Genomic DNA, 11,474 nt, shown 5'->3' on the forward strand with positions numbered 1-11,474 from the left:
GTCATTGCTGTGTATATTCAAACCAGTCAAAGTACGCTGGAACCGAACAAAGTTCCCCATTTCCAGTAGCATAAAGTCCAAAATAAACACCTGTGAAACCTCCTGCTACCTCGGTGGATAACATTGAACATTCACCTGCACCAAAGGGAATTTTCTCTCCGTTGGGTTCTGCATAGTAGAACGAGTATGTCGACGGTTCTGCATCTAAACCTAAAATGATACTCGAGCCTTTAACTTTGGCCTCGAGTTCAATTTTCCACAGAGAACCAATTCTACGTCTAAAAATCACCTTACGACCAATTTTCGAATCATAAGTCAATGCGATTTCATAGTGGTAATGCTCGTTCATATACACCGTAAGTCCAGCTTCATCTCCTTCACGCAAAGGATTAAAGCTGAGAAAAGTTGAACTGGTACAGTTGAAATGCTGTTGCCGTCTCCCTATAAAAGCCGGAGAGCCGATATCATTCAAGGTCGTCGCAGAGCCATGCAGGGCGAGCCAGCCTGGACGTTCATCAAGGGACCAATCCCCAGACTTTGGATTCCTCAAGAAGTTCCAACAAAGTTGAAGCTGCGTACTATCAAAGTTATCTATACTAACCGGTAGGTACTCATCTCCTTGTATGAGTGTCTGGGCAGTCAACCTTTCCGTCATCTTACTCTGATCTCCAATTACTGGCCACCCTTCCGCAGACCATGTGACCGGGGCCAAAAAGGTTTCTCTGCCTAGATGATGGTAACGTCCTACAAATGGAACCGAAACTGGTCGAATGCCCAAGAACAATGCCCACCAGCTTCCATCCTCCATTTGTACGAGATCGGCATGACCAGTGGCTTGTATCGAATGGTTTGTACTCCTGTGGCTAAGAATCGGGTTATCTGGGTTGCCTTCGAATGGTCCATAAGGTGAGTTTGCACGTGCAATTGTAACCATATGCCCATATTCAGTTCCGCCTTCAGCAATCATTAGATAATACATTCCATCAACACGATACATATGCGGCCCCTCAGGTGCATGGCCACCTGAGCCACTCCAGAGAAGCCGGCGTTCGGTAAGTATCTTACCAGTCTCCATATCAATTTCGGACTGATATATGCCCACAGGTTCTTCCGGTCCCGCAGTACCAGTAATATATACTCGTCCATCCTCGTCAAAAAATAGTGAAGGATCAATGCCAAGCCAATCCACCCATACTGGATCGGACCATGGTGCTTCTGGTTTTTCGGACCATACGTAAAAACTGCCAATGTTTACATTCGTGGTAATCATATAGAATTTTCCATTATGATAACGCAGCGTTGGAGCCCAATTCCCTAACGAACTTCTGCATCCATCTAATACCAACTGACTTCTTCTGGTTAAACAATGTCCTATCTGTCTCCAATGAACAAGATCTCGACTATGAAATATCGGTACACCTGGAGAATAATGAAAAGTACTTGTAACTAAATAATAATCAGATCCTACTCGGCAAAGACTAGGATCTGGATAAAACCCTGGTATGACCGGTTCTTGTAAGAATGTAACCGACACATAATTACCCCCTTGTATGTTGTTACTTTAAAAGAATTGCTTAAATATTTATTATTCTGACTTATATGAAAACCAATCAAAATGTGCAGGGACTGTACACGCTCGACCATTACCTGTTGCATATAGCCCAAAATATACCCCTGTGAAGCCACCAGCTACTTCGGTGGAGAGCATTGAACATTCACCGCTACCGAGGTATTTGGTTGGTCCCTTCGGTTCTGAATAAAAAAATCTATAATTAGATGGATCTGCTTCTATCCCAAAAACAATAGTTGAGTAATCAATTACGACTTCATGTTCGATTTTCCATAAGGAACCTATCCTGCGTCGAAGAATTACTTTGCGGCGTTTATATAAATCAAGAGTCATAGCAATCTCATAATGGAATCGTTCATTCATGAACACAGTTAATCCGGCCTCTTCACCTTCACCTGCAGGCTGGAAGTTCAGCAGTGTTGAAACTGTACACCGGAAATGTTGCTGCCGTCTCCCTATAAAAGCCGGAGAGCCGATATCATTCAAGCTTGTCTCTGAACCATGAAGGGTGAGCCATCCAGGACGTTCTTCAAGAGACCAATCCTCAGCTTTGGGATTCCTCAAAAAGTTCCAGTTAAGTTGAAGTAGCTTAGCATCAAATTCATCGATTTCGGTTTTCTGTTGTGATTCAACTAGACATTGAACAAGCTGCATTTTCTCAAATGTTTCTTTTCTGAAATCTATAACGGGCCAATTCTCTATGGACCAACTGACTGGCGCAAGAAATGTCTCCCGCCCCAAGTGATGGTACCTACCTACAAATGGAACTGACACCGGACGAATACCTAAAAACACGGCCCACCAGCTGCCGTCCTCTTTTTGCACAAAATCCGCATGTCCTGTCGCTTGAATCGCATGGTTTGAGCTCCGGTGGCTGAGAATTGGATTGTTTGGATTACTTTCAAACGGTCCGTTCGGCGATTTGCTGCGAGCAATTGTCACCATATGCCCGTATTCAGTTCCTCCCTCTGCAATAAGCAGATAGTACATCCCCTCAATTCGGTATAAGTGTGGTCCCTCAGGTGCTTGAGCACCAGTCCCTCCCCATACCAATTGCCGTTTGGTCAAAAGATTCCCTGTTGCAATATCAATCTCAGCTTGATAAATACCAGGAATTTCATCCGATCCGAGTACATTAGTCCCAGATAGATAAACACGCCCATCTTCATCAAAGAAAAGAGAGGGATCAATTCCTGGCCAATCTAGCCATATCGGGTCTGACCATGGCCCTTCCGGCTTTTCAGACCAAACAAAGAAATTACGGTAACGATTCATATTTGTAGTAATCATGTAGAATCGTCCTTCATGATACCGAAGAGTTGGAGCATATATGCCCATCGAACTTTTGCAACCCTCTAAATCCAACTGACTCTCTCGAGTTAAGCAATACCCAATCTGATCCCAATGAACAAGATCTCTACTATGGTAAATGGGTACGCCAGGAAAATATTGAAATGTACTGGTAACTAGATAATAATCCGATCCTACTCGGCAAATACTCGGATCTGGATTAAAACCTGGAATGATCGGGTTGATATAACGTTCATTAGTTGACATTTTCTTCTCCTTCCACGATTAACTTACCAAGAACCTTCTTATTCGTAAGAAAATCCACAACTTAATAAGATTGTGGATTTTCCCAATATTGATTTATTTTCTTCTCTTTAGTTTATAAACCGTCCACGCTTTGATCGGCAGAAGATGGTTCCCTTCTAATTCTTTTACTGTCAACGTTTCCCTTTCTACACAGTTCCAAGCATCGTAGACGGAAACGTCATATTCCTGTCGGTGCCCATCATAAGAACCGAACCAAAACCCCTTCCCAGGTAGATCGTATCTACAGAAGAACAAATATTCGTCAATCCCTTTATTTAGGGCAAAGTAGTGATGACCATCTGTATTTGCCCAATCACGTTCCATCTCTTGGTATGGAGTGGATTCAATTATCTCTTTCATGAATTTAAGTCTAGGGGCGCTTTCACCAATAAAGGTTCCACCATAGGACCAAAATAAATCAGTTTCGTTGCCATCAATTTTGAACACCTCGCCATGTGAAGCATAGGCTCCGGCCATTGCTGACAACCAGTGACGGAATAAAGTAGTTTCTCCATCGCTGTTCCCCCACTCATCTTTGGTGTTACCTTCATATTGATATTCGTCGTTAACAACCGGCTTATTATATTGTTGCTTCAGTTCTAAAAGGAAGTTATACGTATCGGGATGTTGAATAGAAACATGACTCAACCAATCCCTATCCGGATAAATAAAACGCATCGGCAGATTATGCACGGAGATCAAGTGCCCGTGCGGATCGTTCGCCTTGATCGTCGCACCTATAAGATCCCAATCTTTACGATCCATACTTGCGCAGAATAAACCCTCAGGTGTGCTTGAGATATCGAATTCATTGGCGAGTGACCACCATACGTTTCTATAAGCAGAGAGTCTAGCAATCATGTAGTTGACATAGAATAGATCATCAGCTTGCCGCATGCTGCTATCAATGCCCCATTTATCGTAAGGATGGAACAATATAACATCAGCTTCAATGCCTAACCTCATTAAATCTTTTACCCGGTCTTCATAATTTCGGAAGTACTCGGGAACAAAGGTCTTGAAGTCAAAGTTATTCGGACTACCGGCAAACGGAAACACAGGAGGATCGTAGTCAATTTTCACATCATTGTGCATTCCACCATAGAATTTTGGAAAAAAAAGCATCCTAATTTTATTAAAACCATACTTAGCAAATGAATCGAGTGTACGATTCCTGACTTCTTCTGGACGATAGGTCCATGCGTATGCTGTTGTACCCATTACAAAGAAAGGAGTCCCATCCGCGTAATTGAAATGTATCCCGTTCACTTGAACAGGTCCATGGTTTCCTTCTGAAGGTGGTACCGAGAGGAAATCACCCTCCAGACTTTGAAAATCACTGATGTTAGACTCTAGTTGGAAGTGATAGCTACCGATCTTTTCGGGCATAAAGCGTATTCGCCAAACGTTCCCGCCATCATAGAAGCCATTAGCACGTTTATACTCATTACCTATCTTAAATGTTGCTTGCACCCAAACATCCCGAAAGGGATTTTCAAAGTTCTTCGATGCATGCAGCTCTATCTCGAAAACTCCCCATTGCTCAACCTGCTGTAGAAACTCCATATTCTTTTCTCCTTTTGGTTTCATCTTTCATTAGGACAATTAGCGCTTCTTAGCAAACAGTTCTAGTTTTGCGTACATATCTTCTAAGGTATACCTTGCATCTACATGATGGTATACGCGTATCAAACGCTCTTCTTGATGATGAACATAATGCATATCATTAGTGATTCGAGGAGCAGGCTTCATTACATACCCAAATTCATGATCATCCATAATCAGACTAATGGCAGGAGAGTCCCCTAAGCTCCATGACTCACCTCTCGGCCAGCCATTTGCTTGCTCATCATTAAATTTAATTAGCTGTTCAAACAGGTATTTACCTATTTCACCATGCGGCTTTACTCTGCATTCCAACTCAGCTAAACTTACCCGCATCATTCCATATACATTACGAGGTACCTGCCAAAGTGGAATATGAGAATTCATAACTACATTAGCAGCGTGTATATCATTCATAAGATTAAATTCTGTTTCTCCGTTTGGGTAAGATCCTCCGCCAATCCAAATCGCTGTTAGTCGTTCCTCTATACGAGGCTCCATAAGATAGGCCGATGCTAGATCCGTTAAAGGTCCAAGAAAGACAACAAACAAACGATGCGGATCATCAGATAGAGCTTCTTTAATAATAGCTTTTGCCCCTTCTGAGACGACTGGTGTTTTTTCATCTGGCAATGCAGCAGGGGCTCCCTTATAAACCGGAACTTTCCCTTTGTCTCCCATTAAATTCAAGACATGATGTGCCTCAGCATAACTTTCTTCCATTGATAATGTTGTTCGCCAAGTACCGAAATGTGCTGCTATAATCCCCTTGTTAATAAACATCGGAGTAAGTAATGCATGAACAATCGCATATTGGTCGTCTGCTTCGTTCTTGACATCTGAATTAATTAAAAGTCTTACCCTCTTTTGGTCAGGAACTTGAAACGACAATTCCATCTTCATTGCCTCCTTTAAACCCTTTAAATATTGCCCATATACCAAACTTCATTACCACGCTTATTTTTGAATGTACCTAACAATTCTCTACTTACCTTACTTCTGCTTGTGCATAAAAACCTCTTGTCTTACCATCGATATATTGATTGGAACTAATATTAAAAGAGCTAGAAACTCGTAAATCATTTGAAGATGTACCGATCAGGACCTCGATTTCACCAGCTTCAATTTTCCATCTCATGTCCGCATCAAGGAATGCTAGTTGACTCAATTCCATTGTAAAATGGACTTTCTTGGTTTCCTTCGATTTTAGTGGTACTCTAATAAAACCCGCTAACTCAAGGGCTGGACGAACCATGCTTGCATACTTGTCTCGAATATACAGTTGGACTACTTCTTCTCCGAATAAATCTCCAGTATTGGTAATATCAACAGAGATGTATAACGGTTCATGCGGCCTATACACTTCTTTTTCAATTCGAAGGTTAGAATATTCGAATGTGGTGTAGGAGAGTCCAAATCCAAAATAATACCTAGGCTCACGTGGACAATCTAAGTAGCTTTTAAACTCGTTCATCGTCCCAACATGATAGCTCGAACCGTTATCGTGATTATAGAACACTGGAATCTGTCCAGCGTTGTAGGCTATTGAAACAGGTAATTTCCCTGACGGATTATAATCGCCAAATAAGATGTCTGTGATGGCTTTGGCACCGAATTGACCTGGATTCCAAGCTTCAATAATTGCACCTGCATATTGATCAGCCATATCACTTGAAATAGGTCGTCCATCGAAATGGATAGCAACCGTTGGCTTATTTAATTGCGCCAATTTCCTAATAAAGCTTTCTTGACACTCCGGCAAACCAATATCTGTTGAATCAATTCCTTCACCTGTTGTACAAGACATTCCCCAACCATGCTTTCCACCTAATGTAAATATAACTAGATCTGCTGTTGCAGCAGCGGCCAATGCTTCGTCATGTAGTGAAGTATCATTCCCTGCATATGCGTATCCGATTGAATAAATCAATTCTGCGGTTGGACATTCCAATTTCAATTGATGCAGAAGATTGTTACATTGAGGATAATGTTTTCGTACTAATTCTTCTGTTTTCTTAGTCTCGATCTTCACGTTGCTACCAGGGTAAATGTTGTTTTCTTCTTTTGTATTGATTCCTTGATTACTTAAATCTGAAATTTGTTCAAAATCGACACCGGCCATCGTATTTCCTGCATTTAGCAATGCGTCGAATAAACTTGTGAATGAATAGCCTCCAAATAATGAACGTCTCGAAATGGCGTGATATCCAATCACCGCGATTTTCTGTTTCTTACGCTCTAAAGGAAGAATGTCATTATTCTTTAACAACACCATTGATTGACGGGCAGCATCCAAACTAATCCGATGATTCATTGGGTCGGAATACGCTTCTCTGACTTCCTTCTCTGACATTGGAAATGGGTTCTCAAATAAACCTAACTCGAACTTTGCAACTAGTAAGTTTCGGACTGCACGATCAAGAAATTCCATTTCAATTTTTCCATCCTGAATGCGCTGCATTAATTCTTCGTTATAGCAATCCTTAGATGGCAATTCTACATCCATACCGGCTAGTAATGAACGTTCTCCCGCATCCGTTTTACTTCCGCTAACCATCAGTCGGGTATGCTGTTCCGCAATAGAGGTATAGTCAGAAACGACAAGACCTTGAAACCCCATTTCATCTCGTAGCAATTGTGTCAATATCCTCTTAGAACCTGCAACCGCTTCACCATCAATCGAACTATAGGTCTTCATGACTGACTTCATATTGGAAATTGAAATAGCTGCCTGAAATGGTTTAGCATACACCTCTCGAAGTAATCTAGGGGGAATAGCTGTTGATGCCGCGTGAATACCACCTTGTGTAGCATGGTAGCCTACAAAATGTTTTGCACATGCCAAAACACTCTTTTTTAGATCACCATCTTGCTGCAAACCTGACACATAAGCGGTTCCCATGGCGGAAGCCAATGCAGGGTCTTCTCCATAAGTTTCACCTTGGCGACCAAAACGCGAATCTCGTGATATATCCAATACAGGTGCAAAAGCATGTGTCGCGCCAATTGCTCTAGCTTGTTTTCCAATAATCTTAGACAATTCTTTTTGAAGCTCTGGGTTCCATGTCGAGGCTTGTCCAATTCCACTTGGAAAGCTTGTAGCTTCGGGAGCAAATGCACCAGCTAAAGTTTCCATATGAAAAATAGCCGGAATACGATGTTTACTTAGACCCATAAGCTTTTTTTGAATATAGGTTACTTTCTCAACCACGGCTTCCTTACTGAGCAATTCCCCGACAAATAACATGGATACTTCACCGGCTCCATGTGGATAGTCTTTTTCAAATGAATCTAATGTTTCTTTATCAGGCATATAGCAGACAATTTGCCCCATTTTCTCTTCAAGGCTCATGTGTTGCAACAAATCATTTGCTCTTTCTTCAGCAGAGAGAGAAGGATCTAAATATTTGTGCCTGTTAATCATAATCTTCAACCTTCCATTCATCTTTCCAATCTAAATACGCCATTTCTCCTACAAACCTAATCGGGAGCCAGACATAATCAGAAACCGATGTATCAATATCAAGCGACATGGCGATCTGATCTTCCTCTTTCACTTCATAATTGATCTCAGGATTGAAGATAGACTTATATATCTCAGCAGCTTTCCGGTATTGCTGCCCGTTTGTGAAATCTTCCCTAACCAAAAGAGGAAGATTTGGCATCCACCTGTCCGCCAAAGCAATATATAAGTCTTTTTTAAAGGGATGCTTGAATACTGACGTAATTTGTGAATTGTAAGATGTACAAGAAGGATCGTCCGGATGCGGGTTCCCCAATACCTTCCATGGGCCATGATAACTTTGCGCACAAGCTACTTCAGATGGATTGGGATGATAACCTGTAGTACCGGATGTAAATAAATAATGCACTCCTTTTCTATGGAAATACGCAGGAGCTTCACGCACATAAGGAGGTTGAATATTCGGAAAATGAGTCGAATAATAACCAGTTACATCGGTATAATCCTCTGTCAAGTCTGCACAAATCAATTCGCTGTGAACTCTTTCAAAATAGTAATACGCTTTATCGTCATGACCGACCACTAAGTCGAAATCGCCTGCTCCCATATTTAGGGGGCGAATATCTTTTTTTATAATTGTATACGGACCTAGAATGTGATCTGAAATCAGTATTGTTGATTTCTGCCCATCTGGTCTCATTACTTTAATCCAGCATACGAATTTTCCGGTTCTTTGATTAAAAATAATATGAGGTCTATCCACAAACTGCGTAGGATGCAGTGGTGATGCGATATCATCTTCATCAGGAGGGATAATAACTCCTTTGTCCTCCCAATTATATAAATCTTTAGAGGCATAACATCTTATGCCCCAATGCCAAATTCCGCTTCCAACTTTCGTTTTCTCCTTATTCTCGCCGTACCAATAAAAGGTATCTCCTACCGCAATAATTGATCCTCCATGAGCTTGAATACGCTTGCCTTCAGTATCCAGCCATATCTGACCAGGTTTGATTGAGTTATATTTCATCTTGTCTATTCCCTTCAGCTACAAAAAAACTAGTTTGAAGCTAAGCATTTCTTTTCCCTTATATACAAAGCTTTCTTACCCATGTATCGGATAATCTGCCACGATAATATTATCAATGACCCCATCAAGCGAGGATACAAATTCTTGATGTACAGGGTGTGATCCATATGTTTCTAAAGCAGCCTGGTCCTTAAATGTGATACGAAGCGCCAACGTATAACCCTGTTGACGCTCCGTTTCATTAGTGATATTACGTCCGGCCGTTAAATAAGCGATACCTGGAATTAGTTTCTGAAAATTTTGCATTTTCTCCAGTAGTCTCAGTTCTTTGTCCAAGGTTATCGATTTATTAAATTTAAATAAAACCAGATGTTCAATCATGTCCCACACTCCAAATTCTTTCTATTCTTTTACGCTACCGAGCACGATCCCTTTCATAAAGAATCTTTGCAAGAACGGATATACAATTAGAATCGGAAGCGAGCCTAGAAAAATTTGTGCTGACTTAAACGTACGATCACTGACCTTCTGCAACTCCGCAATACTTTCAAGACTGGCAGAACTAAAATTCTGTTGTATAACAACTGTTTGCAAATAACTTTGCAATGGATAATTTTTAGGAGAGTTCATAAATATGAGTCCATCGAACCAGGAATTCCAATGGAAAACCAATGTAAATAACGTTATAGTAGCCAGAGCAGGTGCTGAAAGTGGTACAAATATTCTCCAAAGAGTAGTCCAATGACCTGCACCATCCATGAAGGCAGCCTCTTCGAGTTCCTTTGGTAAGCCCCTAAAAAAGTTGAGCAGTAATATCATATTAAAAATCGGAATTGCCTGCGGTAGAACAAGCGCCCAAACACTATCAAGAATTCCGGTGTATTTAACCATCATATAGAGAGGAATGAGACCTCCGTTAAATAGCATCGTGAATACGAATACCCAGGCATAAATTGTACGTCCACGAAACTTTTTAACTTCTTTAGACAATGGATAAGCCACTAAAATTGTAAGCACCATATTAATAACTAAACCAACCGAGGCGCGTTTTATGGTCATTAGGATAGATCGAAAAAACTCATCTTTTCCTAACACATATTTATAAGATTCTAATGTAAAATCAACTGGCCAAAGTTTAACATAACCTGCTGTTGCGGCAGAGCTCGCACTAAATGAAACAGCCAAAACATGAATCAGAGGCAAAATACATAAAATTGATAAAAGCGCTAGGAAAACATAGTTAAATCCTACAAAAACTCTGCGGCTCAGTGTAAATCGTTCTACCATAACCGAATCGTCTCCTCCCTATTAAAAGATTCTGTAGTTGGCAAATCGGTAGGCTAGGAAGTAAGATACCGAAAGCAAAATTAGAGATACAACAGACTTAAAGAGTCCGACAGCTGTTGCGACACCATATTGCGCATCTACTATACCTAAGCGGTAAACAAACGTATCAATAATATCGCCTGATTGATATACCTGAGGGCTATACAAATTAAATACCTGATCAAAGCCAGCATTGAGTACTTGTCCTAGGGCCAACGTAGCTGTCAAAATTATAATTGGAGCCATTCCTGGTAATGTCACATAAAGCGTTTGCTTCCATCGATTAGCACCATCAATAACAGCTGCTTCATATAGTGAAGGGTTAATGCCTGTAAGCGCTGCTAAGTAAACAATTGTATTAAAACCGAATTCCTTCCACACATCAGAGATCACGAGTACAGGACGGAACCAAGTATTATTTCCCAAGAAGTAGATTGAATCGATGCCAAACCAATTTAGTACTTGGTTGACTATTCCACTAGTAGGAGACAAAATATCAATTAAAACGCCACCTAAAATGATCCAAGACAAAAAATGCGGTAAATAAATCAAGGTTTGGACACTACGCTTAAAAGTTTCCTTACGAATTTCGTTAAGCAGCAAAGCAATAACAATAGGAACTAACAGACCGATGACTATCTTCATCACGGCTATAATGAGAGTATTCCAGATAACTTGGAATGAGCCTGGCAAAGCCATTACATACCGGAAATTTTCTAAACCGGTCCACTTAGAATCGAAAATTCCACGTGCAGGATTAAAATCTTGGAATGCGATAATTGCCCCTAACATAGGACCATAGCTGTAGACGATAATCAACAGAAGGCCCGGTAAAATCATAAGGTGGAGCGGTAATTGCGACCACTTCATCCGCTTTCCCTTTT

General features: G+C 41.0%; 9 protein-coding genes. All 9 read right to left on the minus strand.

The genetic code is table 11. From position 1 onward, the window contains the following. Position 1 precedes the first annotated feature (1 nt). Entirely contained in the window at positions 2 to 1,534 is a 1,533-nt protein-coding gene (locus tag WFJ73_RS10875) for a glycoside hydrolase family 43 protein (protein ID WP_336773046.1), read from the minus strand. Positions 1,535 to 1,585: 51 nt separating this feature from the next. Beyond that, positions 1,586 to 3,127 (minus strand): glycoside hydrolase family 43 protein, encoded by a 1,542-nt coding sequence (locus WFJ73_RS10880; protein WP_336773047.1) that lies wholly within the window; start codon positions 3,125 to 3,127, stop codon positions 1,586 to 1,588. Positions 3,128 to 3,220: 93 nt separating this feature from the next. Next, positions 3,221 to 4,732: a DUF5060 domain-containing protein gene (locus tag WFJ73_RS10885; protein ID WP_336773048.1), complete on the minus strand. Its 1,512-nt coding sequence runs from the start codon at positions 4,730 to 4,732 to the stop codon at positions 3,221 to 3,223. Positions 4,733 to 4,771: 39 nt separating this feature from the next. Then, a complete protein-coding gene (locus tag WFJ73_RS10890; protein WP_336773049.1) occupies positions 4,772 to 5,668 on the minus strand; it encodes a nucleoside hydrolase in 897 nt (298 codons plus the stop codon). A gap of 91 nt (positions 5,669 to 5,759) precedes the next feature. Then, complete coding sequence (locus tag WFJ73_RS10895) at positions 5,760 to 8,195, minus strand: glycoside hydrolase family 3 N-terminal domain-containing protein (RefSeq protein WP_336773050.1); 2,436 nt, start codon at positions 8,193 to 8,195, stop codon at positions 5,760 to 5,762. Continuing rightward, the gene (locus tag WFJ73_RS10900; protein WP_336773051.1) at positions 8,188 to 9,264 is read right to left on the minus strand and encodes a family 43 glycosylhydrolase; all 1,077 of its coding nucleotides are present in this window, start codon (positions 9,262 to 9,264) and stop codon (positions 8,188 to 8,190) included. The genes WFJ73_RS10895 and WFJ73_RS10900 overlap by 8 nt, the downstream gene beginning before the upstream one ends. A gap of 75 nt (positions 9,265 to 9,339) precedes the next feature. Continuing rightward, on the minus strand, positions 9,340 to 9,645 hold the full coding sequence (locus WFJ73_RS10905) for a Dabb family protein (RefSeq protein WP_336773052.1): 306 nt from the start codon (positions 9,643 to 9,645) through the stop codon (positions 9,340 to 9,342). 21 nt (positions 9,646 to 9,666) lie between these two features. Continuing rightward, positions 9,667 to 10,551, minus strand: a complete 885-nt coding sequence (locus WFJ73_RS10910) for a carbohydrate ABC transporter permease (protein WP_336773053.1) — start codon at positions 10,549 to 10,551, stop codon at positions 9,667 to 9,669. Positions 10,552 to 10,572: 21 nt separating this feature from the next. Beyond that, a complete protein-coding gene (locus tag WFJ73_RS10915; protein WP_336773099.1) occupies positions 10,573 to 11,460 on the minus strand; it encodes an ABC transporter permease in 888 nt (295 codons plus the stop codon). Positions 11,461 to 11,474 lie beyond the last annotated feature (14 nt).

The sequence above is a fragment of the Paenibacillus sp. MMO-58 genome (genome assembly GCF_037146255.1).
Classification (GTDB): domain Bacteria; phylum Bacillota; class Bacilli; order Paenibacillales; family Paenibacillaceae; genus Pristimantibacillus.

What these genes read in the sequence shown, in the direction of transcription:
- WFJ73_RS10880 (WP_336773047.1), bottom strand. Translation starts at nt 3,127, where the DNA reads ATGTCAACTAATGAACGTTATATCAACCCGATCATTCCAGGTTTTAAT.
- WFJ73_RS10885 (WP_336773048.1), bottom strand. Translation starts at nt 4,732, where the DNA reads ATGGAGTTTCTACAGCAGGTTGAGCAATGGGGAGTTTTCGAGATAGAG.
- WFJ73_RS10890 (WP_336773049.1), bottom strand. Translation starts at nt 5,668, where the DNA reads ATGGAATTGTCGTTTCAAGTTCCTGACCAAAAGAGGGTAAGACTTTTA.
- WFJ73_RS10895 (WP_336773050.1), bottom strand. Translation starts at nt 8,195, where the DNA reads ATGATTAACAGGCACAAATATTTAGATCCTTCTCTCTCTGCTGAAGAA.
- WFJ73_RS10900 (WP_336773051.1), bottom strand. Translation starts at nt 9,264, where the DNA reads ATGAAATATAACTCAATCAAACCTGGTCAGATATGGCTGGATACTGAA.
- WFJ73_RS10905 (WP_336773052.1), bottom strand. Translation starts at nt 9,645, where the DNA reads ATGATTGAACATCTGGTTTTATTTAAATTTAATAAATCGATAACCTTG.
- WFJ73_RS10910 (WP_336773053.1), bottom strand. Translation starts at nt 10,551, where the DNA reads ATGGTAGAACGATTTACACTGAGCCGCAGAGTTTTTGTAGGATTTAAC.
- WFJ73_RS10915 (WP_336773099.1), bottom strand. Translation starts at nt 11,460, where the DNA reads ATGAAGTGGTCGCAATTACCGCTCCACCTTATGATTTTACCGGGCCTT.